Origin of the sequence: Photorhabdus australis DSM 17609 (assembly GCF_000711895.1) — a bacterium.
Taxonomy (GTDB): Bacteria; Pseudomonadota; Gammaproteobacteria; order Enterobacterales; family Enterobacteriaceae; genus Photorhabdus; species Photorhabdus australis.
In genome coordinates, this window is the sequence record NZ_KL543985.1 from 100538 (window position 1) to 125775 (window position 25238).

Below are 25238 nucleotides of genomic sequence, written 5' to 3' on the forward strand. Positions count from 1 at the left end.
CTTATCACTAGTTTTAATTTAAGCTGATGAGAAATAGTGGATAGCAATAAATAACTTCCTAATATCCCAATTCAAGGAGAAACCAATGCTGACCGTTTGGGGCCGTAAAAACTCTTCTAATGTAAAAAAGTACTTTGGTGCCTGAAAGAACTTAATGTGCCGTATAACCAGATAGATATTGGCGGTAAATTTGGCAAACTGGATGATCCACAATATCTAAAATTGAATCCAAATAAACAAATTCCCTGTTTGCAAGAAGGTGATTTTATCTTGTGGGAATCTAACGCGATTGTCCGTTATCTTGCAGCAAAATTTGGTGAAAATGTTCTCTATCCGCAAAACTTACAAGAGAGAGCAAATACGGAAAAATGGATGGATTGGGTCGGCTCACATTTATTTCCTCATATCAGACAGCTCATGATAGGTATTATTCGCACACCTGAAGCAGAACGGGATCAAAAGCAAATAGAACAAACACTGATTGAAATTGAAAAACTGATGGAAATCGCAGATAACGCCTTAACAGAACAAGAATACTTTTCCGGCGATAAATTTGGTATGGCAGATATTGCATTAGGCCCCATGATCTACCCTTAGCTCAATGTCCGTATCGAACGTCCATCTTTGCCAAATATTGAACGCTGGTATCACTTGATGACAGAAAGACCAGCGTTCAGAGAAATTGTCATGATCGAGTTAACTTAATAAAAATCAATTCATTGGCATCCAGCCTGGGTCTGGATATTGATATTCAAACCCTAACTCCTTACAAATACGGCTACCATCAACAATCTTACTTTCCACCTGAGTTTGTTCCCTGGCAAATTCAGGTGGAATCAAATTAAGCTGACCACTGACCTTAGGATAAAATTCCGCTTTGGTTGGATGAATAGGCGCACATAAATTATAAATATGTCCGCCTTTTGGCCTTTGAAGCAACAAATTAATCGCTGAAATAACATCATCCTGATGAACCAAATTTACTGGCTGATCACCACCTTTAACTTCTTTCTTCCCTGCCAAAAAACGCCCAGCATGACGACCACTTCCCACCAACCCCGCCAAACGCAGAATATCAACGGAAATATTTGGTAATTTATGCAACCAGTTTTCCAATTCAACCAATGCCTGAGCGGATAGTGTTTCAGGGCAAAAAGGAGCATCTTCATTGAGTTTACCGGCAACAATCCCATAAACAGAAGTGGAACTGGTGAAAATAATCCTCGGCACAGAGTATGACAGGGCAGTATCAACAACTAACTGAACCGCTTTGACATAGTTATAACTGCCACCAGCAGTACGACTTGCCGGTAAAGTGATAATCAGCACATCAGCTGTCATCAGTTGTTCTAAATCATCAGAAGCACAATTAATCTGAGGCTCCAGTTGTAACAGATAACATTCAATACCGCACATACGTGCTGCTTCTACGCCATCTGGCGTTGTTTTACTACCAACAACCTGCATACCGTTATAACTCAACGACTTAGCTAATGGCATCCCCAACCAACCCAGACCGATAATGGAAATTTTTTTCATCACCACTCCTTCATATGCCTGATATTGCATTGATTATGCTAATAATATAAACATTAAGCTACTGTTATTATTGACCTTGTATTTTTCTCATGGGAAACAATATCTCAAGTAAAAACAAGATATTATTAAAATATAAATTTCTTTTAAAGAAATAGGTTGCTTTTAACCTGCTAAATCGTATAGGTTGAATAGCAAGCAAAAAATTTAACCACTGCTGGTCAACCACAAAACAACCGGCAGCAAGCAGTAACTAGCAAAAATATATAGTTAGTAAAATTACATAGTTAACAAAATTAATAGAAAAAAAGAGAAGCCATTATGATCCGCATTCAGTTCAACCATCATCACCATCATCCTGATTAGTCTTTCAGGCTGTTGTGTACTGGAAGACGTTTAGCAGGTCTTCCGGTGGCATGAATGCGATAAAAACCCTCGGAAGAATTCTTCCGAGGGTTTTTTTATGATTCCAATTATCAAGGGGAATAAAAATGTTAGATAAATCACGTTTACGTATAGCCATGCAAAAATCTGGTCGGTTGAGCGAAGATTCCCGTGAGTTGTTATCTCGCTGTGGTATTAAAATCAATCTGCAACAACAGTGCCTGATTGCATTCTCAGAAAATATGCCCATCGATATCCTACGAGTACGTGATGATGATATTCCAGGGCTGGTTATGGACGGCGTCGTTGATCTGGGCATTATTGGTGAAAACGTACTGGAAGAAGAGTTATTAAATCGTCGTGCTCAGGGAGAAGATCCACAATATTTCACTTTACGTCGTCTTGATTTCGGCACTTGTCGTCTCTCACTGGCTACCCCACTGGATTACAACTATACCGGTGTCGAATGTCTGCAAAACACCCGTATCGCCACCTCTTATCCTCACCTGTTAAAACGTTACCTCGACCAGAAAAAAATCCGCTTTAAATCCTGTCTGCTAAACGGCTCAGTAGAAGTAGCACCTCGTGCCGGATTAGCAGATGCCATCTGTGATCTGGTTTCAACGGGTGCAACACTGGAAGCAAATGGTCTGAAGGAAGTAGAAGTTATCTACCGTTCAAAAGCTTGTCTTATTCAACGTGATGGCGAAATGCCCGCCGAGAAACAGCAATTGATTGATAAATTGATGACCCGCATTCAAGGGGTCATTCAGGCTCGTGAATCCAAATACATTATGTTGCATGCCCCCAGTGAAAAACTCGAAGAAGTCATTTCTCTGCTACCCGGAGCAGAACATCCAACTATTCTACCGCTGGCTGGTGATCAGAACCGCATTGCCATGCACATGGTGAGCAGTGAAACACTGTTCTGGGAAACTATGGAGAAACTTAAATCCCTTGGCGCAAGTTCCATTTTGGTGCTGCCAATTGAAAAAATGATGGAGTAAACAAAGATGATTACTCGTTTCAAGACCCCAATTCGTTGGCAAGAATATAATGGTAAACAGCAACAAACTTTACTAGCACGCCCTGCTGTTGTCGCTTCTGAAGAAATTTCCCACACAGTGGAACAGATTCTAGACGCGGTAAAAGAACGTGGCGATCACACCCTGCGAGAACTTAGCCTACGTTTCGACAAAACCATTATTGAAAATATCCGTATTTCACCAGAAGAAATAGCTGCCGCAGACAACCGCCTTAATAACGACATTAAACAGGCGATGCAGCAAGCAATGAATAATATCTGCACTTTCCACGAAGCTCAGAAACCGGTAAAGATTGAAGTAGAAACTCAACCAGGGGTTCATTGTCAGCAAGTAACGCGACCCATCGATTCTGTCGGATTGTATATCCCCGGAGGTTCAGCACCATTACCTTCTACAGTTTTAATGCTTGGAACACCTGCCAAAATAGCAGGTTGCCGTAAAATTGTGCTTTGTTCTCCGCCCCCTATTGCAGATGAAATTCTCTATGCTGCCAAATTATGCGGAATTACAGAAATATTCCAGATTGGCGGTGCTCAGGCCATTGCAGCTATGGCGTTCGGAACAGAATCTGTACCAAAAACAGATAAAGTTTTCGGCCCAGGTAACGCTTATGTTACTGAAGCTAAAAGACAAATTAGCCAACGAATAGATGGTGCCGCTATTGATATGCCCGCTGGCCCGTCAGAAGTACTTATTATTGCCGATGGGGATGCAAACCCAGTATTCGCTGCCGCCGATTTACTTTCACAAGCAGAACATGGCCCAGACTCACAAGTCATATTGGTAACGCCTGATGAAAAGTTAGCCAACGAAGTTATAAAGGAAATCGAAAAACAACTATCCCAGCTTCCGCGCAATCTGATAGCGGTTAAGGCGCTAGACCATAGCCGTATTATCGTGACAGAAAGCCTGCAACAATGTGTGGAAATCAGTAACTTCTATAGCCCTGAGCACCTGATTATTCAGACTCGCCAGCCAGAACAACTGGTTGAGAAAATCACCAGTGCAGGTTCTATTTTCCTCGGTGACTGGTCGCCGGAATCTGCGGGAGATTATGCCTCAGGAACCAACCACGTCTTGCCAACCTATGGCTACACTTCAACTTATTCCAGCCTTGGTCTGGCTGATTTTCTGAAACGTATGACTATTCAGCAACTAACCCCGCAAGGGCTATTAAATCTATCTCAGACCATAGAAACACTGGCTCAGGCAGAACAACTCACCGCGCACAAAAACGCAGTGACTTTACGTGTGGCTGCACTGAATATTGCAGATAAGGAATGAACATGGATAATATTTTTGATGTCAATCTGTTAGCACGGGAAAATATCCGCAAATTAATACCTTATATGTCTGCCCGTCGCCTTGGAGGTAATGGCGATGTTTGGTTGAATGCCAACGAATACCCGCTGGCACCTAATTTCCAATTCACCGAGCAAACACTAAATCGCTATCCTGATTGCCAGCCGGCATCCGTCATCCATCGTTATGCTGCCTATGCTGGTTTACAACCTGAGCAAGTACTTGCCTGTCGTGGTGCTGATGAATCCATTGAACTCCTGATCCGCGTATTTTGTGAACCTGGACAAGATGCTGTTTTGTTCTGCCCTCCGACTTATGGTATGTACAGTGTCAGCGCTGAAGCTTTTGGTGTCGAACAAAAGAAAATTGCCACTCAGGAAAATTGGCAACTGGATATCAAAGAAATTGAAAATAACCTCGACCGAGTAAAACTGATCTACATTTGTAGCCCTAATAACCCGACAGGGAACCCCATTAACCCAGCTTCACTGTGCAAAATTCTGGAACTGACTACTAACCGCGCAATCGTCGCGATTGATGAAGCATATATTGAATTCTGCCCGGAAAATAGTATCGCAAGCTGGCTAAAAAACTATCCGAATTTAGTTATTTTGCGAACCCTCTCGAAAGCTTTTGCTTTGGCTGGTTTGCGCTGTGGATTTACTCTCGCTTCTGTGGATATCATCGCCCTGTTGTTAAAAGTCATTGCGCCTTATCCACTTTCTACTCCTGTTACACATATTGCAGCACAAGCACTGACAGCAGAAGGTATCGCAGTTATGCAAAAACGGGTTATTGAAATTAGGGAGAACCGCGACTACTTGCAACAGGCCCTGAATAAATTAGCACTCGTTGAAAAAATATTTCCCAGTGAAACCAACTACATACTCGTGAAATTCTATGATGCTGAGACCGTTTTCAGAACATTATGGCATAAGGGGATTATCCTGCGTGACCAACGCAAACAGCCTGGTTTGGATGGTTGCCTGCGGATCACTATAGGCACTCGTAACGAGTGTGAACAGGTGGTTGAAGCCATTAGTGCCCTTTCCACTAAAAACAAATAACCAAAGGAAATAGAAAGCTAATGAATCAGAAACTACTTTTTATTGACCGAGATGGCACACTGATTACTGAACCACCAGCAGACTTTCAAGTTGATCGTCTGGACAAACTAGCACTGGAAACCAACGTTATTCCCGCATTGCTTGCGCTGCAAAAATCAGGTTTCAAACTGGTTATGATCACCAATCAGGATGGCCTTGGTACAGAAAGTTTTCCATTGGCGGAGTTTGAACCACCGCACAACCTTATGATGCAAATTTTTAACTCTCAGGGGATCAATTTCGATGAAGTTTTAATCTGCCCTCACAAACCCGCAGATAGCTGCAATTGTCGTAAGCCAAAAACAAAACTGGTAGAAAAATATCTGGCAGAAGGTTTGATGGATACGGCCAACAGTTATGTTATTGGTGATCGGGAAACCGATCTGCAACTGGCCGAAAATATGGGCATTCAGGGATTGCGCTATCATCCGGAAAATCTCAGTTGGTCAGCTATAAGCGAACAACTGACCTGTCAAGATCGCCATGCTCACATTCAACGTGTCACCAAAGAAACATCCATCGACATTGAAGTTTGGTTAGATCGTGAAGGTGGCAGCAAAATCAATACGGGTATTGGTTTTTTTGATCATATGCTGGATCAGATTGCAACTCATGGCGGTTTCCGTATGGATGTTCAGGTTAAAGGCGATCTCTGTATTGATGATCATCACACCGTTGAGGACACCGGACTAGCTCTCGGCGAAGCATTAAAACTGGCTCTGGGAAATAAACGAGGCATCTCCCGTTTTGGTTTTGTCTTACCAATGGATGAATGCCTTGCTCGCTGTGCTCTCGATATCTCCGGTCGCCCACATCTTGAATATAAAGCTGAATTCAAATATCAGCGAGTCGGTGATCTGAGTACCGAAATGATCGAGCATTTCTTCCGCTCACTCTCTTATACAATGGCCTGCACACTGCACCTGAAAACAAAAGGCAATAATGATCACCACAGAGCAGAAAGCCTGTTTAAAGTCTTTGGCCGGACATTACGTCAGGCTATTCGGATAGAAGGCGATACACTGCCAAGTTCCAAAGGAGTTTTGTGATGAAAGTCGTCATTCTTGATACTGGCTGCGCCAACTTATCATCTGTGGCGTATGCCATCCGCAGATTAGGTTATGAACCCAAAATCAGCCGAGAAACAGCAACGATCCTGGCAGCAGATAAATTACTTTTACCCGGCGTTGGTACTGCCAGTGCAGCAATGGATCAACTAAAGCAACGGGAACTTATACCGTTGATTAAAGTACTGAACCAACCTGTGTTAGGTATTTGCCTTGGCATGCAGTTATTCGCTACCACTAGTGAAGAAAGCAATAACAATGCAACGATGCTTGAGCTTATTGATTCACCTGTCAAAAAAATGGCAACTAATCGGCTTCCGTTACCACATATGGGCTGGAATCAGGTACTGCCAAAAGCAGAGCATCCACTATTTCGAGGGGTTGGAGACTATGCCTATTTTTACTTTGTCCATAGTTACGCGATTCCAGTAAATACATACACCATTGCTCAAACTGAATACGGCGATACTTTCAGCAGCGCAATCGCTAAAGACAATTTCTTTGGTGTGCAATTTCACCCTGAACGTTCCGGCATCGCTGGAGCCAAGCTATTAAAGAACTTTTTGGAGATGTAAGCGCAATGATTATACCGGCATTAGATTTGATTGATGGCAAAGTGGTCCGGTTGCATCAGGGAGATTATGGTCAACAGCGAGATTATGGGCATGATCCTTTGTCCTATTTTCAACAATATGAACAACAGGGAGCAAAATTACTCCATCTGGTCGATCTGACAGGCGCTAAAGAACCATCAGCTCGTCAAATTCCTTTACTCAGTAAGTTACTTTCAGCTGTTTCCATCCCTGTTCAAGTCGGTGGCGGCATCCGTACAGAAGAAGATATAAAAACGCTACTTGATGCCGGCGCTAAACGGGTTGTTATCGGCTCCACCGCTATAAAACAGCCCGCATTAGTTACCCAGTGGCTTCAACATTATGGTTCAGAAGCCATTGTACTCGCGCTGGATGTTCGCATCGATAATACAGGTGCAAAACAAATCGCTATTAATGGCTGGCAAGAAAATTCAGCCGCCACTCTGGAACAAGTTATTGAACAATATCTCCCTTTTGGACTGAAACATGTGCTCTGCACTGATATTTCCCGCGATGGCACGCTAAATGGCCCAAACATTGAATTATATCGGGAAATTTACCAATGCTATCCACACATTGCGTTTCAGGCGTCCGGTGGCATTGGAACATTAAACGATGTCGCATCCCTGCCTACCAGCGGTGTAGCCGGAGTTATTATTGGTCGTGCATTACTTGATGGAAAATTTACCCTGGCGGAGGTAATCCAATGTTGGCAAAACGCATAATTCCTTGTCTCGACGTCCGTGATGGATACGTAGTTAAAGGTGTTCAATTCCGTAACCACGAAATCATTGGTGATATTGTTCCACTCGCTCAGCGCTATGCAAAAGAAGGCGCAGATGAATTGGTTTTCTACGATATCACCGCCTCATCTGATGGACGAGTGGTAGACAAAAGTTGGGTATCCAGAGTTGCGGAAGTGATTGATATTCCTTTCTGCGTTGCGGGAGGTATTAAGACTGTCGAAGATGCGGGACAAATCCTCTCATTTGGTGCAGATAAAATCTCCATCAATTCCCCTGCACTTACTGATCCAACCTTGATTACACGCTTAGCAGAGCGCTACGGCGTTCAATGCATAGTCGTCGGGGTTGATACTTGGTTTGATGAAACCGCTGGCTGCTATCAGGTGTATCAATTCACTGGCGATGAGAAACGTACAACTGCCACCCAATGGCAAACTCTTGATTGGGTAAAAGAAGCACAACGCTGTGGTGCAGGTGAAATCGTGTTAAATATGATGAATCAAGATGGTGTACGCAATGGCTACGATCTGGCTCAGCTAAAACGAGTACGCGACATTTGCCATGTTCCTCTCATCGCCTCTGGTGGTGCAGGAGCGCCAGAACACTTCCTTGACGCCTTTAAACAAGTAAATGTTGATGGTGCACTAGCCGCATCGGTATTCCACAAAAACATTATTAATATTAATGAATTAAAACTGTACCTTTCACAACAAGGCGTGGAGATAAGAACTTGCTAACCACACAACAAATCGAAAAGCTGGATTGGGAAAAAGTCTCCTACATGATGCCGGTTATCGTGCAACATGCTGTATCCGGGGATGTCCTCATGATGGGATATATGAATAGAGAAGCGCTTAATATCACTATTAGCTCGGGCAAAATCACTTTCTTTTCCCGTAGTAAACAGCGCCTATGGACCAAAGGTGAAAACTCAGGGCATTTTCTTAACTTAGTTAAGATTTATCCGGATTGTGACAATGATACCCTACTGGCCCTCGCTGATCCGATCGGACCTACCTGCCATTCTGGGACAAACAGTTGCTTCGCTCCGGCACAAACCGAATCAGGTTTTCTCTTTCAACTTGAGAAATTGCTCGCTAGCCGTAAAACAGCTGACCCAAACAGCTCATACACGGCAAAGTTATATGCCAGCGGCACTAAACGAATCGCTCAAAAAGTCGGTGAAGAAGGTGTAGAAACTGCTCTAGCCGCTACAGTTAATAACAGAGAAGAACTTACGAATGAAGCGGCTGACCTGATGTACCACTTGATGGTTCTGTTGCAAGATCAAGATCTGGATCTCAGTTGTATCATTCGCCGGTTAAGGGAAAGATGAGCTAGAAGTCAGGTGACTTGCTCCCACCGCAGGACAACAGAGAAACTGACCCAGTTAACCACAAATATTCTGGGTCAGTTTGACAAATAGATAATTACTCCCTACGAAATGAGGACTTACAGATCACATGGCAGCTTTGAAAATTGCCACGATTTCTTCGTGGGTAGCCTGAGCTGGGTTAGTCAAACAACATATATCTTTCAAGGCATTAGTTGCCAACATTGGCAAATCTTCCAATTTGACATTCAACTCAGCCAAACCAGCCGGAATGCCAATATCTTTTAATAACTTACGAATTTCATCAATACACGCTGCCGCTCCTTGCTGATCATCCATGGCTCTTACATCCACTCCCATTGCCGCAGCAATATCTTTTAAGCGACCAGCAGATACTTTGGCATTAAATTCCTGAACATGTGGCAACAAAACCGCATTACATATACCGTGTGGTAAATCATAGAAACCACCCAATTGGTGAGACATAGCATGAACATACCCCAGTAATGCACTATTAAACGCCATACCCGCCAAAAATTGTGCATAGGCCATGTTTTCGCGCGCTTCGATGTTATTCCCATCAGCTACTGCCTGGCGTAAGGACTGGCTGATCATGGAGATCGCTTTTAATGCACAAGCATCCGTTATTGGGTTGGACTCTTTAGAAAGATAAGCTTCAACCGCATGGGTCATTGCATCCATTCCCGTCGCTGCTGTTAAACTTTTCGGCATTCCTACCATCAATTCTGGATCATTCACCGACAAAACAGGTGTGATATTTTTATCAGCAATAACCATTTTAATATGGTGCTCAACATCAGTAATGACAGAGAAGCGTGTCATTTCTGACGCGGTACCCGCAGTAGTATTAATGGCAATTAACGGCAAATGTGATTTAGATGAGCGATCAATACCGACATAATCCCGGATATCTCCGCCATTAGCTGCTAGCAATACAATAGCTTTTGCACAATCATGCGGTGAACCACCACCTAATGAAATAACGCAATCGCTGTTGTTCTGACGCAATATAGCCAGACCTTCAGAAACATTAACCGTCGTCGGATTCGGGTTTGTACCATCGTAAATTGCACTTTCAATACCCACAGCAGTCAGCAAAGATTGAATTTTTGCTACTATTCCAAGTTCATTTAAAATACGGTCAGTCACAATCAATGCTTGCTTATAACCATAATCTTTCATCGAATCTACTGCTTCAACCAGACAGCCCACGCCAATCATATTTACTAATGGCATAAAAAATTTAGTCGTCATCATCAGCAATTCCTTAACATTAAATAGTTCTAATATGGAAATATATAAAAACACACACAAGACTAAAAAATCGCCTCATAGGACTATAAATAGTTTTCTTGAAGCAAATGTAAATAATAGCGCTATTTAAACCATATATCTTAAGAAACTCTAAATAGATCTTTCAATAAAATCAGATGATATCCATTTGGATACATATCTTATAATCTTTTTATTTGGTAATATGCCTGGATGAAAATATAATTAATACAATAATTATGAAAACTCATAGTTCAATTAATTACATTATTACTTAGGAGTTTATTTTGTCCTCTAACGAAATATTTAGCAATCTAACTACATTACTGGATGAGAATCATGCCTGTTATAGAATCATTGAACATCCAACTGCAGGGCGCTCTGAAGAAGTTGCAAAAATCCGTGGCACACAACTTGGACAAGGCGCAAAAGGACTGGTTTGTCATGTCAAAGGAAAAGGGTTCCGTCAATATGTACTCGCTGTTCTCCCTGCGGATCAACAAGCTGACCTCACTTTACTGGCAAAACAGATTGGTGGTACTCGCGCATCATTGGCAAGCCCGAAAGAAGTTTCTGAGCTGACTCAATGTGTATTTGGTGCTATTCCACCGTTTAGTTTCCATCCGGATCTGAAACTGGTTGCTGACCCTTTATTGTTTGAACGTTTTGATGAACTGGCTTTTAATGCGGGGAGCCTTGAGTGTTCGGTGATTCTCAACACCAAAGATTATCTCAGGATTGCACAACCTGAACTGATGAATTTTCGGCAAATAGAATAAACATCATTGAAGAAAATTAAAGTAGTAATAGACAGAAAGCAAAGACATCATAAATTAACTCTCGTTCTAACTTGAAGTAAATAAATTATCATCTAATTCAATTAATCAAAAACTAATTAAATAGCCTATAAAAATAGGCTATTTGAGATATTATCTTAAGTATATTCATTTAAAATGTTAACTATCTTATTGAGCTGTAAATTTATATCATAGGGTAAAGATACCATTACAAAAACGTTATATAAACGTTAAATTCATAAATATAGTTATCAAATACTACGAATATCTGATTATTCAATATTTAGCCATACATTCAAAAACATCAATTACATTCCGGAATAATTTTCCGTCCTAAGAAAAGTGTTTTTGATAGTAATTCTCAATTGCATTAGTCTCAGAGATTTTATTTTAAATATCGGCACGAAATGATTTATCAATTATATTAATGTTATATCGCCAATAATTTAATATATCTGCTCGTTATATTTTATTAATACAAAATTCCCACAATCATTGTATTCTAAAACTGCTTTCAGAAAGAAATATGATACTTTTTTTTATAGAATTTAAGGAACAGAAAAATATGACAAATAAGCTAGTTACAGGTGCAACTTTCTTCGACAGAAAATACTTTCTGGGCGAAGCGCATCATTATCCAGAAAACGATAGTATTATTCCACTTCCCTATGATCTCAATGATAGATTTCGTTCAGTAAGAATCGGAACGCTATCAAAAGTTTACGCATGGCGTCACCTTAGTGATTGGGAACCTGGTCAACGTTATCGTGAATGGGAATTTGATCACCCAGATATTGATAGAGAAATTAGAGGATTATCTAAGTTTAAAGTGACATCAAAAGATACATGCCTGGTTGCATTAAGAGTTATTGATGATACCAATTCAGGTATAAAATTTTCCATGTACACGAATACCCATTGTGTAGGTCCTGTTGAAACGACAACTGATGATGATTATGCACTTGTTGGCATACTCCCATTTAATACAGAATTAGTCACCGCCATCGCAATAAGAAATACCAGTACTGGTGTATATATTAATAACGGATCATTCTATTTCTATCGTGATTCAAATGGCGTTGTTACTATTGATGAGAAAGCTAATTTCCCTAAAAACCTGAGAATAGTCAATGTAGGTAATAACCGTTTTGACATTCATATTATTAGTACCGATTTTTCTTACTAATTCGGGCGTAATATAACGATAATTAACCATCGTTTTCAGACAGGCTACGTTCTGAAAATTTAAGCTGCACCGTTGCGGCATAGTATCAAGAACCGCAACGGTGTATTCTATTATTCTTGGATTGTTCCGATACTAAAAAGAATTTTTCATTTATCACAATGTAAGGAAATAAAGGGTTGTGAATAATCCAAAAAAATCGAAAGACCCCACTTTTAATAATCAGTCGCCAATTGCTATTAATTACTTTTTCATAAGCTCTCATAAAAACAAAGTGGAGTACCTATTTTATATCTTCAAATAAGCAATATTAAGAATAATTATCATAGCCTATTTCCTTTCAGATAGATGTTTTTCTAACAATTAATTTCATAAATTATATAAAAACTCAACCATTTAATCACTAAATTTTTTCTCAAAGTATTTTCACAATATTATTAACAAATAACAATTTGATAATCTCTGCCAGAAATACCGAACATGAAAAACATTCATAATTGGATTATAACTTAAGCGATAAATCAAAAAATCATCAAAAATATCAAATTCTCATATTATAACCAATGTATTGTATTAGCATGATTAGAAAGACATTATTCAGTATTTTTTGACTAACTTTACTTTATACATTTTTGTGCTATTTTTAATATTACTCAATCGAATATTATTCTTTTTAAAATGGGAATTTAACATCTAAAGATGAGGAATGAATGCATTATCAGCGATAAATATCATATCAATAAACACAAATTAATTCGTATAAATAATAGAAAAAAGTAAATATTATAAATTTAACATGACCAGGTATGCTTTCAAGAAAGTATTGCAAAGTAATTTAATAATTATAATATTGTTTTTTTTGATAAATTATATATTGCTAAAATCAACTTTAAGGAGTAGATAAAATGGCAAAAGAATTAATTACAGGTGTAACCTTCTTCGAAGGAAAAAACTATCAAGGTAAATCACATGATTACCAAGAGCTAGATAAAATTATATCTCTGCCCTCCCACCTTAATGATAAATTCCTTTCAGTGAAAATTGGAAAATTATCTAAAGTTCAAGCCTGGCGCCACTATAACGATCCAGAGAATAGATATTATGAATGGGTAGTCGACACCCCAGATATTGATAAAGAAATTAGAGGATTATCTAAATTCAGAGTCATGCAGAAAGATACCCGACTGATTGCTCTAAGAATCATTGATGATACTCATTCAGATATAAAATTCTCCCTAACTACTAAAATATACAATGGAGAAGGACAAGACAAAATTGAAGTTAATACTACGACAGGTGAAGATTATATTGTCATAGATGAACTTCTCGTACAGGAAAAGTTAGTAACTTCAATTTACGTAAGAAATGTCAACACCGGAGAATATATTGGTAACGGATCATTCTATTTTTCTTATGATATACATGGTATCGCAACCGTTGATGAAGGTCTCAATTTCCCGAGAAACCTGAAACTGGTTCATGTCGGTAAAAACCGTTTTGATTTCCATATCATCAATACCTCTCCCATTGCTTAATGGGATAAGACAATGATCTACTGTCTCTTTTCGGTTGGTCATATGCAAATTTAAACCACACCGTTGCGGTAAACGTTTGCTATAACCGCAACAGTGTGTTTCTGAATTATCACAGAAGGTAACGCTACACCATCTCTAAAGGAGCACTTCAATCTCCTTGCCCATTACCTTATTTTAAATGTGATAACCGAATTCACTCCATCCATTCGGTATGAAAAATACCTTCTTTATCAGTTCGCTTGTAAGTATGAGCACCAAAGTAATCACGCTGTGCCTGAATCAGGTTTGCTGGCAATACGGCTGAACGGTAGCTATCGTAGTAAGAAATAGCGGCGGAAAAAGTAGGGGTCGGGATACCATTCTGCACTCCATAAGACACAACATCACGCAGTGCCTGTTGATATTCATCAGCAATTTTCTTGAAATAAGGTGCCAGCAACAGGTTAGCAATATCTGCATTTTCAGTATATGCATCAGTAATTTTTTGCAAAAACTGAGCACGAATAATACAACCAGCCCGGAAAATTCCAGCGATTTCACCATAATTCAATGCCCACTGATATTCCTCAGATGCAGCTTTCAACTGCTGGAAGCCCTGAGCATAAGAAACAATTTTGCCCAGATAAAGTGCACGGCGGACTTTCTCAATAAATTCGGCTTTATCACCTTTAAATGGTTGTGCAACCGGCCCGCTCAAAACTTTCGCAGCAGCAACACGCTGATCTTTCAAAGAAGAAATATAACGTGCAAATACGGATTCAGTGATCAAAGTAACTGGAATGCCTAAATCGAGAGAACTCTGACTAGTCCATTTACCTGTGCCTTTGTTTGCCGCTTCATCCAAGATCACATCAACCAGATATTGACCTTCTTCATCCTTCTTACGGAAAATGTCAGCCGTGATTTCAATCAGATAGCTGCTCAGCTCACCGTTATTCCAGTTGGTAAAAATCTCGGATAACTCTTCATTACTCAGGTTCAGAGAATATTTCAATAAAGAATAGGCTTCAGCAATGAGCTGCATATCACCATATTCAATCCCATTATGGACCATTTTCACATAATGACCGGCGCCATCCGGACCAATATATGCTACACAAGGCTCATCTTCAGCCTTAGCTGCAATCTCTTGCAAAATTGGCGCAACTAAATCATATGCCTCTTTTTGACCACCAGGCATAATAGAGGGGCCTTTCAACGCGCCCTCTTCGCCTCCGGAAACCCCAGTACCAATAAAATTAAAGCCCTGAGCAGAAAGTTCCCGGTTACGGCGGATAGTATCCTGAAAATAAGTATTACCACCATCAATTAAAATGTCACCTTTATCCAGATGTGGTGTCAGTGAAGCGATGGTTTTATCCGTTGCTTCACCAGCTTTAACCATTAGCAGAATACGACGCGGTTTTTCCAGTGAATCGACAAATTCTTCAATAGTGTAATTTGGAACTAATTTTTTCCCTGGATTTTCGGCAATGACTTCGTCAGTTTTATCACTGGAACGATTAAATATAGATACGGAATAACCACGGCTCTCAATATTCAGTGCCAGGTTACGCCCCATTACCGCCATACCAACAACACCAATCTGCTGCTTGGACATGAATAACTCCTGTCTGATGATGATACTGCCCACCAATAATAATAATTAGTGGGCAATCTGTTAATGTGATCACATGTTAACTCAGGATTAGGCTAAGTGGATAGTTGATTGGTGCAATCGATACCGTCGAACCTCATTTTCTGAAAAAAACTTCATCAGATGAAAAATCAACTATTGAAATTTTATGCGTCAATGCCCATTATTCATAGTTCGGCATAAGCCGTCATATTAAAAGGTAAAACAAACTGTATGGAATGGATCGCTGATCCAACGATATGGGCCGGACTGGCTACGCTTATCGTTCTAGAAATTGTCCTCGGAATTGACAACTTAGTCTTTATTGCCATTTTGGCAGATAAACTTCCTGAAAAAGAAAGAGATAAAGCACGTATTACAGGACTAACCTGTGCACTACTGATGCGCGTTGTGCTACTTTTTAGTCTCTCTTGGCTGATAACACTAACTAATCCATTAATTACGCTTTGGGGACACCCATTCAGTGCCCGCGACCTGATTATGTTAGTGGGTGGTCTTTTCCTGCTATTCAAAGCCACTATGGAGTTGAATGAACGGTTGGAAGGAAAAGATGCGCATTCAGGACAACAACACAAAACTTCTAAATTTTGGACGGTTGTCGTTCAAATAATTGTCCTTGATGCCGTATTCTCACTGGATTCAGTGATTACCGCGGTCGGCATGGTGAACAATATCGGTGTCATGATCGCGGCAGTAACCATTGCGATGTTCCTGATGATACTGGCAAGCAAGCCGCTAACAACCTTTGTCAATGCCCATCCGACAATCGTAATTCTCTGTCTAAGTTTCTTACTGATGATTGGTTTCAGTTTGGTAGCAGAAGGCTTTGGTTATCACATACCAAAAGGTTACTTGTATGCCGCTATCGGCTTCTCAATTATGATTGAGTCCCTAAACCAGTTCGCTCAGTTTAACCGCCGCAGATTTCTTACCGCTTCCCGCTCACTACGTGAAAGAACCGCAGAAGCCGTGTTACGTATCCTTAGCGGTAAACATGAAAATGCAGAATTGGATAACCACACATCCAATCTGATTTGTGACAATCAAGAAGTATTTGATCCACAAGAACGCCAGATGATTGCCCGAGTGCTGGGCATGGCTCAGCGTAATGTCAACAGTATCATGACCTCCCGCCACGATGTGGAGTATCTTGATATTAATTCCCCAGCAGAAAACCTGACGCAAACACTAAATAAAAGTCCTCACACACGTATTGTCGTCACAGATGAAAATACCAGTGATGAGCCATTAGGTGTTGTCCATGTTATTGATCTACTCAACCAACAACTTAACCAACAACCTTTTGATTTACAGCCGCTGATAAAACAACCGCTGATTTTCCCAGAGCATCTTTCACTGCTTCAGGCATTGGAACAATTCCGCCGGGCACAAACTCATTTTGCGTTTGTCGTTGACGAATTTGGCTCTGTGGAAGGCGTGGTTACTCTGACAGACGTTATGGAAACTATCGCGGGTAATTTGCCCGTAGATGGTGAAGAAACGGATGCCCGCCATGATATACAAACAACTGAAAATGGTTGCTGGATTGCCAATGGTTACATGCCTCTGGATGATTTGATCCTTTATGTTCCTTTGCAACTGGATGAAAAACGTGAATATCAAACCCTGGCAGGTTTATTAATGGAACATTCACAACATATTCCACAACAAGGTGAACAATTGCAGATTGGTAATTACGTGTTTGAACCACTGGAAGTTACCAGTCACCGGATCAATAAGGTAAAAATTACGCCACTTGTTTCAGAGGAAGAAAATAAAGAGTAATTCAGTGCTATTGCTCACTAAAAATATTTCCCATCACTGAGTTTTTCCTTTGAGACAAAATAAAACCCGGTCAGTTTAAACTGTACCGGGTTCTTTTTAGCTTTTATTATCAATATCATATGCAGACAAGGTTAATAATTCATCTCATAAGAACTTGCTCAAATACCTGGTATTAAGCGACCTGCAATTGTAGGCATGGAAAACACAGTCTTATAGCTTTGCAATTCAATAAACTTCATATAAACTGCCAATCGATAATATTATTAATTCAAAAGGATATTACGTGAATATAGCCCTTACAGATGTGGATAAAGACAATTATGAAGATGTCTGTGACTTAACTGTAACCAAAGACCAATCTGAATATGTTGCAGATAATACATGGTCACTGGTTGAATCAAAATTCAACCCATCATATCAAACACGCGCAATTTGCTTAAACGGCAAACCTGTTGGATTTTTTATGTGGGTACCTGAAACAGACAGAAGAATATCGATTTGGCGTTTTATGGTAGATGAACGCCATCAAAACAAAGGTATTGGACGCAAAGCAATGCAGCTGGCCCTTAACGAAATTAAACAGACAGTTGGATTGGAAGAAATCGAAATCTGTTACAACCCAAATAATCTTGTAGCGAAAAACTTTTATGCCAGTTTTGGTTTCGTTGAAATCGGCATGGATGAAAACAATGAAGAAATGCTGGCAATTATTAAAATGTAAACTGGCAACTCCCCTTTATGTTCAAATTGGCTCTTCAGGTAACTATAAGAATATTATTCAGGCGTCCAGCTAAGCTGAGCAGTTAACTGTCATATATAAACACCACTCAATACTCAGCTTAACGATACACTAAATCAAGCACGGGCTAATTATTATTACGTTCAACCCAATCGGTAATTGCCTGTTTTGCTTTATTTTCCAACTCATTACGTAGTAATTGCTCAATATCAAGATTGTATTGCAAATTATCCCAATTACCATAAATCCGTAATGGCACTTTCAGTTTCCTCAGACGGCGAACCAATTCATTATCCGCGCCCCACTCTTGGGTTATCTGTACTTTTAAGGCAACATCAACATTTTGTTTCAGCAAATTAGCTTTACCCTGACCGTTAATATTCAACAAATCAGATACAGCATAAAGCTGATTTATTTTTATATCACCCCGATTAAGTACAGCTTTAACATCAAGCTTTTTAGCGCTAGTAAAGTTACCCATATTATCCGGAATATTTACTTTATTCGTTACACGGACAACAGATTGCTGGATTAATTGTGGAATATTCAACCCATGCATTTTGGCATCAGCTAAACTGAAATTAAGATCACCCTGCCAAACATGTGAAATAGCATAATCATCGTATCCTTTACCGGAAAGATCCCCGTTTAAATTAAATCTACCACTAAATATCAGCGGTAAAGAAAATGCTTTTAGTACGGGTTCCAATTCTATATTTTGTAGTAAAGGCTTTGTGTGTAATCTAAGCTGATCACCTGTTGAATCCAGAGTAGTTGGAATAGAGAAATGACCGCCAAACAATTTTCCACTCAGGGAAGAAATCTCAGCAATACCTCTATTATTGTCTGCCTTAAATATCAGGTTATCGATTTCCATTCCCCGATAAATAAATTTATCCGCATCGATGGTAACATTGGCATTAAAATTATTTAGAAATTTAGTACCATAATCGGGCTGCTCAAGACTTGAAACTGCAATCACAGGTTTGGCTAAGCTATTTTCTACTCGATAATAGCGTTTAATTTCCGAATCATCTTTAGGAAGCCGATCCCATCCCACCAAATTATCTAAGTTCAACTTTTTGGAAGATAAATTTATCTGATAATCAGGATATGCTGCCAATATTGCCTTTATACTGCCATACAACTCACTCTCATTGGCAGTGAAATTAAGCGCCTGTAAAGAGATTGTTTGTGGCTCCCCAGTGGTTTCATTCTGATAAACTGCATTAACTTTCCCAGAACCACTGATGCCCCCCGTGGGTATACCAACCCCTTGAAGCTGATAATCAAAAGAATCGATATTACCGGCAACACTGCGAGGATAATCAGAAATATCTACGTTTGCATTAAGATTAAAAACAAGTTCTTGCTGATTTTTACTGACCTTACTGCTCAACTCCACGTTGATATGGTTTTGGTCGTCCCGCTCCATTAGCAGATTAATATCACGGACATTTAATTGAGAATGATCACTATCCTGCCAGATAAGCAAACTATCAGCGATCCTAATTCTGCCAATATCCAGCTTCCAGCGTTCACCTTTGGCTAAAGGATTGACTATTTTCCCTCTCGGTGCAACGGGCGCATTTTCTTTTTTCTGAGACTTGCTCTCCGGGGTTAATTGCAATACCGCCCCTTTCAGCATAACCTCTTTAACCGCAAGCTGATGCGAAAGAAGTGGCCACAACTCAACATCCAAACGCATATTTTCTGCCGTAACCGTTGGCTGCGTCGCATTTGGTGCAGTCAATGACATACGTCCGGTAATGATGCTAAGTTTTGGCCAGACATGCCAGCGCATACTATCTTGCATGACGAGATGATAGCCACTCTTCTTTTGCACCTGTTTAATCATATAAGCACGAAAGTCATTCGGATTTACTAACATGACTAATGCTGCCAAACCGGCAATAATCACGACAAGCAAAATAACCAGTGTCGTTAGTAATCTCTTCATGACTTCCTCAGCTGATGTCAAAGCAGTGAATGTAACTCAGTAACAGTTCCAAGTATTAATCTTCGTCAATACGGCTACCTACCGCTCCTTGCTGGTTTTTATATTTCGCATCCTGCCGACGGTTATATGGACGATCAGCCGGACCAGACAACGGTTCAAAACTCAAAGCCCCGATCACCATACCCGGACGTAATGCCAGAGGCAACTTACCAGAGTTATAGAATTCGAGTACAATCTGACCATGCCAGCCCGGATCAATCCGATGTGCTGTCACATGTACCATTAATCCAAGACGGGCAAGAGAAGAGCGCCCATCGAGCCAACCCACCAAATCATCAGGCAATGTAACGGATTCCAACGTGACAGCCAGTGCCAACTCTCCAGGATGAAGGAAAAAAACCTCATTATCAGACAAAATAATTTCATCGCTCATCACGCGATCAAGAGCAGCACTGACTTCATCTTTTGGGCCACTCAAATCAATATATGCGGCAGTATGACCCCGGAAAACACGAAACTGATTTCCAAGACGAACATCAGCAGTTGCCCCGTTAATTCGTTCAATCGGCGGACGTGGAGAAATGACCAGTTTACCTTCATCAAGCCATTTAATAATGTCGCGATCACAGAGTCGCATTATTTCCCTCTCAAATACGATGATGCTTATCAATGCCTGACAAGCAAAGTTTTATTATTCGCAGAACTGACCAATTTTGGCTTTCAGCACATCAATCGCTACTCGATTTTTACCCCCGCGCGGCACAATAATATCTGCATATTGTTTTGATGGCTCAATAAATTGCAGGAACATCGGACGCACAGTTTTATGATATTGCTCAATAACTGAATCCAAAGAACGTCCCCGTTCATGAACATCCCGTTTAATCCGACGCATAAGGCAAATATCCAACGGTGTATCAATGAAAATAGAGAAGTCCATCTCCTGGCGCAAGCGTTTATCGGTCAATAACAGAATACCTTCCAGAATAATAACTCTTTTTGGGGCAAAATGAACTGCCTCTGGTTTGCGGGTGTGAGCAACATAATCGTATTGTGGTAATTCAATCGATTTACCGGCTTTCAAAGCTTGCAGGTGAGAAAAGAGCAAATTGTGATCCATTGAGCTTGGATGGTCATAATTGGTCTTATAACGCTCTTCCATTGATAGATCGCTTTGATCTTTATAGTAGCAATCTTCTGGTATAATACCGATATTGTGATCACCTACCTGAGCGCGTAATTCACGGTAAAGTGTATTAGCTATAAGACTTTTACCTGAGGCAGATGCACCGGAAATTCCTACAATTGTGCACTGGTGTGCTTCGTCAGCCATAATAGAGATAACCTGATTCTAGAAAAAATGGGGAACAAAGCACCTATGAGTGCTGAGTCGGGCGAGATTATAGGGAGTTAATTGTATCTGTTCCAGTGTAAACAAGATTAAGTCTCATTTTTTTCGAAGCGTTTCGCATAAAAAGCATGCAACAAGTAAGATCTGAAAAGAATTCTTTCTTCATATACACAAAAAACGGGCAATGAAAAGATCAATTACCCGTTGCCATAAATCAAATTGATTCTTAAACCGCGCGGAATGAAATTTCCGTCGGTATCTTCTCTCCCTGCCAGTACATCTGTGCAGAAATATTCGCTGCAATTTCTCGGTAAATATCCGTGAATTCACTATCAGGATCACTGATAACGGTTGGCTGACCACGGTCTAGATCTTCACGTAAAGAAATATGCAAGGGAATTTGTCCCAGCAATTTGCAGTTATATTTAGCGGCTAATTTTTCCGCCCCTCCGGTACCAAAAATAGGTTCCAGGTGACCACAGTGACTACAAATATGCGCACTCATATTTTCAACAATGCCTAATACAGGAACCTTCACTTTTTGGAACATCACGATACCTTTCATCGCATCAATTAATGCAATATCTTGCGGCGTTGTTATCACTATTGCACCAGTCACCGGGATATTTTGTGACAAAGTAAGCTGAATATCACCGGTTCCAGGAGGCATATCAATAACCAGATAATCAAGATCCGGCCATAATGTATCTTGCAGCATCTGCATCAATGCCTTACTGGCCATCGGACCACGCCACACCATCGCATTGTCATCTGTCACCAAATAACCAATGGAATTAGTGGCAAGACCGTGAGTCATGATAGGCGCCATATGTTGCCCATCCGGGGAGGTTGGGCGCTCTTTAGTTGTTCCCAGCATATTTGGGACAGAAGGACCGTAGATATCTGCATCCAGAATACCCACTTTTGCACCTTCCTGAGCCAGCGCTAGTGCCAGATTTACGGCAGTACTGGATTTACCCACCCCGCCTTTACCTGAGCTGACCGCTAAAATATTGCGGACACCATTAATTCCCGGCAAATCGTTAGCACGGCGTAATGTGCTGATATCATGAAGCAATTTCCATACAACAGATTTCGCCCCAGTTGCCGCTTGCAATTTTTGAGTTGTCGTCTGTTTCAACGTTTCAAAACCACGTTGCCAAACAAACGGCATGATTAATTCAATATGTAGAACACCATCAAGCATCGTACATCGATGCAGTGCTTTTAGAGTGATCAGATCGTGTTCCAATGTCAGATGTGTAAAGGCAGCAAGTATTTTTGTTACCTGAGATTTCAGCAGGTCAGGATTGGTCTGCTCGGGGGATTGTGAGTTCATCCCGGCTCCTTTGATTATCGTTATTACCTAAAAACCATCTTTTCATCATAACAGAACCTAATGAGTTCGGATAAGATCAGGCATAAAAACTCATTTCCAGCTCACTGATTCGATTTTTATTCAATAAAATTCGCTAAGACTCAGCATGACCCTAGCGACAATTTTTTCGATAAGGTAACATCGAACTCCCTTTTCACTTACGGAAGTTAGATCCTTATTATGTCTCAAGTCGCAAAAAAACTATTGGTGACGTGTGCGTTACCATATGCTAACGGTCCAATCCATCTCGGTCACATGCTGGAACATATCCAGGCAGATATTTGGGTCCGTTTTCAGCGAATGCGCGGCAAAGAGGTTCACTTTATCTGCGCCGACGATGCCCATGGAACACCAGTCATGCTGAAAGCTCAGCAAATGGGTATTGCTCCTGAAGAGATGATCGCAGCCGTGAACCAAGAGCATCATCAGGATTTTACTGGCTTTTCAGTTAGCTATGATAACTATCACTCCACACACAGCAAAGAGAACCAAGAGTTATCAACTAAGATTTACCTGGAACTGAAAAAGAATGGCCATATTAAGAGCCGTACCATTTCTCAGTTATATGATCCTGAGAAAGGTATGTTTCTGCCAGATCGCTTTGTAAAAGGCAGCTGCCCGAAATGCAAGGCAGAGGATCAATATGGCGATAACTGCGAAGTTTGTGGCTCGACTTACAGTCCAACTGAGCTGCTTAACCCACGTTCTGCTGTCTCCGGTGCGACACCAGAAATGCGTGAAACAGAACATTTCTTCTTCGATCTACCTGCATTCAGTAACATGTTACAAGCATGGACCCGTTCCGGTGCATTGCAGGAACAAGTGGCTAACAAAATGCAGGAATGGTTTGAATCCGGCTTACAACAGTGGGACATCACCCGTGACGCGCCTTATTTCGGTTTTGAAATTCCTGATGCACCGGGCAAATATTTCTATGTCTGGCTGGATGCCCCTATCGGTTATATGGGTTCTTTCCAAAACTTGTGTGACAAACGCGAAAATCTGAGCTTCGATGATTTCTGGGCAAAAGATTCCACCGCCGAGCTTTATCACTTTATCGGTAAAGACATTGTTTACTTCCACAGCCTATTCTGGCCGGCCATGCTGGAAGGCAGCGGTTATCGTAAGCCAACAAATATTTTTGTTCACGGCTATGTGACCGTAAACGGTGCAAAGATGTCCAAATCCCGCGGTACTTTTATTAAGGCCAGCACTTACTTGGATCATCTAGATGCAGACTGTCTGCGTTATTACTATGCAGCTAAACTCTCTTCCCGTATCGATGATATCGATTTGAATCTGGAAGATTTTGTTCAGCGTGTTAACAGCGATATCGTTAACAAGGTTGTTAACCTGGCATCCCGTAATGCAGGTTTCATTAATAAACGTTTTAGTGGCAAGCTGGCGGATAAACTGGCTGATCCAGCGCTTTACCAGAAGTTTATTGATGGTGCGAAAGTTATCGAAGAGGAGTTTAATAACCGCGAATTCAGTAAAGCAATCCGTGAAATCATGATGCTGGCTGATTTGGCAAACCGTTATGTGGATGAACAAGCGCCATGGGTTGTGGCAAAAGAAGAAGGTCGTGATGCGGATCTCCAGGCTATCTGCTCAATGGGAATCAACCTGTTCCGTGTTCTAATGACGTTCCTGAAACCAGTTTTGCCAAATCTAGCAGAACGTGCCGAAGCGTTCCTGAACACAGAATTGACCTGGGATAACATCGAACAACCGCTACTGGATCATCAGGTTTCCGCCTTCAAAGCACTATTCAACCGTATTGATATGGACAAAGTAAATACTATGGTTGCTGCATCTAAAGAAAACATCAGCACCCCACAAAAAGTCAGCGGTCCATTGGCAGAGGCTCCGATTCAGGACACTATCACCTTTGATGAGTTCGACAAAGTCGATATGCGCGTTGCTCTTATCAAACAAGCTGATTTCGTCGAAGGCTCAGATAAATTGCTGAAATTGATACTGGATCTTGGTGGCGAAACCCGGCAAGTATTTTCTGGTATCCGCTCCAGTTATCCTGATCCAAAAGCGCTGGAAGGCCGTTTGACCATCATGGTTGCTAACCTGGCGCCACGTAAAATGCGCTTTGGTGTTTCTGAGGGTATGGTAATGGCAGCTGGACCTGGCGGAAAAGACATTTTCCTACTCAGCCCTGATAGTGGTGCACAACCGGGTATGCAGGTGAAATAATAGTTAATTTATTTCACTAATATTTCTACCCACGGGGATCAGCAATGATCCCCACTTTTTTAATGTGAGCTTTGACATCCTTGTATCTTGGATTTACCCAGAGCATCACTTTCAACATGCCAGCGAGCAAGCTGCCAGTAAATTAGAGTCTTCATTTCAAAATACTTACTGCTTATCAGTTGGGACTATTACTAAGGCGACTGGTATCCAGCTTGTGTCTTAAGAATCAGTTTTCTGGGCAAACTTTTTCGTTAATTGTC

At 40.8% G+C, this 25238-nt stretch carries 21 protein-coding genes, 1 pseudogene and 1 other annotated feature; of the genes and pseudogenes, 15 read left to right on the top strand and 7 right to left on the bottom strand.

Going from position 1 to position 25238, the window contains the following annotated elements; all coding sequences use genetic code 11:
- Positions 1-85: 85 nt before the first annotated feature.
- A pseudogene (locus tag BO26_RS18990) lies at positions 86-705 on the top strand (glutathione S-transferase family protein).
- 6 nt (positions 706-711) lie between these two features.
- Here BO26_RS18990 and BO26_RS18995 read toward each other — a convergent pair.
- Complete coding sequence (locus BO26_RS18995) at positions 712-1539, bottom strand: SDR family oxidoreductase (RefSeq protein WP_036774269.1); 828 nt, start codon at positions 1537-1539, stop codon at positions 712-714.
- Between the two features lie 338 nt (positions 1540-1877).
- Positions 1878-2001 (top strand) — a sequence feature (His leader region).
- A 26-nt stretch (positions 2002-2027) separates the two neighbouring features.
- Here BO26_RS18995 and hisG point away from each other — a divergent pair.
- From hisG to hisIE, 8 genes are read left to right on the top strand one after another with little or no spacing between them, the layout of a single operon-like run.
- Positions 2028-2927 (top strand): ATP phosphoribosyltransferase, encoded by a 900-nt coding sequence (gene hisG, locus BO26_RS19000; protein WP_036774271.1) that lies wholly within the window; start codon positions 2028-2030, stop codon positions 2925-2927.
- A gap of 6 nt (positions 2928-2933) precedes the next feature.
- Positions 2934-4250, top strand: coding sequence for a histidinol dehydrogenase (gene hisD / locus BO26_RS19005; protein ID WP_036774273.1), 1317 nt, complete (start codon positions 2934-2936; stop codon positions 4248-4250).
- A gap of 2 nt (positions 4251-4252) precedes the next feature.
- Positions 4253-5335 carry a histidinol-phosphate transaminase gene (gene hisC / locus BO26_RS19010; protein ID WP_036774275.1) on the top strand — a complete coding sequence of 361 codons (1083 nt, stop codon included), beginning with the start codon at positions 4253-4255 and terminating at the stop codon, positions 5333-5335.
- A 20-nt stretch (positions 5336-5355) separates the two neighbouring features.
- Complete coding sequence (hisB, locus tag BO26_RS19015) at positions 5356-6423, top strand: bifunctional histidinol-phosphatase/imidazoleglycerol-phosphate dehydratase HisB (protein ID WP_036774278.1); 1068 nt, start codon at positions 5356-5358, stop codon at positions 6421-6423.
- Positions 6423-7016: an imidazole glycerol phosphate synthase subunit HisH gene (gene hisH / locus BO26_RS19020; RefSeq protein WP_036774279.1), complete on the top strand. Its 594-nt coding sequence runs from the start codon at positions 6423-6425 to the stop codon at positions 7014-7016. Before hisB ends, hisH begins: the two co-directional genes overlap by 1 nt.
- Positions 7017-7021: 5 nt before the next feature.
- Complete coding sequence (hisA, locus tag BO26_RS19025) at positions 7022-7759, top strand: 1-(5-phosphoribosyl)-5-[(5-phosphoribosylamino)methylideneamino]imidazole-4-carboxamide isomerase (RefSeq protein WP_036774281.1); 738 nt, start codon at positions 7022-7024, stop codon at positions 7757-7759.
- Positions 7741-8517, top strand: coding sequence for an imidazole glycerol phosphate synthase subunit HisF (gene hisF / locus BO26_RS19030; RefSeq protein ID WP_036774282.1), 777 nt, complete (start codon positions 7741-7743; stop codon positions 8515-8517). Before hisA ends, hisF begins: the two co-directional genes overlap by 19 nt.
- Positions 8511-9116, top strand: coding sequence for a bifunctional phosphoribosyl-AMP cyclohydrolase/phosphoribosyl-ATP diphosphatase HisIE (gene hisIE, locus BO26_RS19035; protein WP_036774285.1), 606 nt, complete (start codon positions 8511-8513; stop codon positions 9114-9116). The genes hisF and hisIE overlap by 7 nt, the downstream gene beginning before the upstream one ends.
- A gap of 123 nt (positions 9117-9239) precedes the next feature.
- Here the strand turns inward: hisIE and yiaY are convergent, their stop codons facing one another.
- A complete protein-coding gene (yiaY, locus tag BO26_RS19040) occupies positions 9240-10391 on the bottom strand; it encodes an L-threonine dehydrogenase (RefSeq protein ID WP_036774286.1) in 1152 nt (383 codons plus the stop codon).
- Between the two features lie 302 nt (positions 10392-10693).
- On the opposite strand from yiaY, the gene BO26_RS19045 reads away from it, so the two are divergent.
- From BO26_RS19045 to BO26_RS19055, 3 genes are all read left to right on the top strand, one after another.
- Entirely contained in the window at positions 10694-11185 is a 492-nt protein-coding gene (locus BO26_RS19045) for a YbaK/prolyl-tRNA synthetase associated domain-containing protein (RefSeq protein WP_036774287.1), read from the top strand.
- 583 nt (positions 11186-11768) lie between these two features.
- A complete protein-coding gene (locus tag BO26_RS19050) occupies positions 11769-12389 on the top strand; it encodes a beta/gamma crystallin domain-containing protein (protein WP_036774288.1) in 621 nt (206 codons plus the stop codon).
- A gap of 902 nt (positions 12390-13291) precedes the next feature.
- Complete coding sequence (locus BO26_RS19055; protein WP_036774289.1) at positions 13292-13921, top strand: beta/gamma crystallin domain-containing protein; 630 nt, start codon at positions 13292-13294, stop codon at positions 13919-13921.
- 193 nt (positions 13922-14114) lie between these two features.
- Here BO26_RS19055 and gndA read toward each other — a convergent pair whose 3' ends face one another.
- Entirely contained in the window at positions 14115-15521 is a 1407-nt protein-coding gene (gndA, locus tag BO26_RS19060; protein WP_036774291.1) for an NADP-dependent phosphogluconate dehydrogenase, read from the bottom strand.
- 249 nt (positions 15522-15770) lie between these two features.
- Between gndA and BO26_RS19065 the strand changes: the two genes are divergently transcribed.
- Both BO26_RS19065 and BO26_RS19070 read left to right on the top strand, forming a co-directional pair.
- A complete protein-coding gene (locus BO26_RS19065; RefSeq protein WP_036774293.1) occupies positions 15771-17342 on the top strand; it encodes a TerC family protein in 1572 nt (523 codons plus the stop codon).
- Between the two features lie 283 nt (positions 17343-17625).
- Positions 17626-18063, top strand: a complete 438-nt coding sequence (locus tag BO26_RS19070) for a GNAT family N-acetyltransferase (protein ID WP_036774294.1) — start codon at positions 17626-17628, stop codon at positions 18061-18063.
- A 145-nt stretch (positions 18064-18208) separates the two neighbouring features.
- On the opposite strand, the gene asmA is transcribed toward BO26_RS19070, so the two are convergent.
- From asmA to apbC, 4 genes are all read right to left on the bottom strand, one after another.
- Positions 18209-20041: an outer membrane assembly protein AsmA gene (asmA, locus tag BO26_RS19075; protein WP_036774296.1), complete on the bottom strand. Its 1833-nt coding sequence runs from the start codon at positions 20039-20041 to the stop codon at positions 18209-18211.
- 55 nt (positions 20042-20096) lie between these two features.
- Positions 20097-20678 (bottom strand): dCTP deaminase, encoded by a 582-nt coding sequence (gene dcd, locus BO26_RS19080; protein ID WP_036774299.1) that lies wholly within the window; start codon positions 20676-20678, stop codon positions 20097-20099.
- A gap of 54 nt (positions 20679-20732) precedes the next feature.
- The gene (gene udk, locus BO26_RS19085; protein WP_036774300.1) at positions 20733-21374 is read right to left on the bottom strand and encodes a uridine kinase; all 642 of its coding nucleotides are present in this window, start codon (positions 21372-21374) and stop codon (positions 20733-20735) included.
- Positions 21375-21618: 244 nt separating this feature from the next.
- The gene (gene apbC, locus BO26_RS19090) at positions 21619-22731 is read right to left on the bottom strand and encodes an iron-sulfur cluster carrier protein ApbC (protein ID WP_036774302.1); all 1113 of its coding nucleotides are present in this window, start codon (positions 22729-22731) and stop codon (positions 21619-21621) included.
- A 219-nt stretch (positions 22732-22950) separates the two neighbouring features.
- On the opposite strand from apbC, the gene metG reads away from it, so the two are divergent.
- Positions 22951-24978: a methionine--tRNA ligase gene (gene metG, locus BO26_RS19095; RefSeq protein WP_036774303.1), complete on the top strand. Its 2028-nt coding sequence runs from the start codon at positions 22951-22953 to the stop codon at positions 24976-24978.
- Positions 24979-25238: the final 260 nt, after the last annotated feature.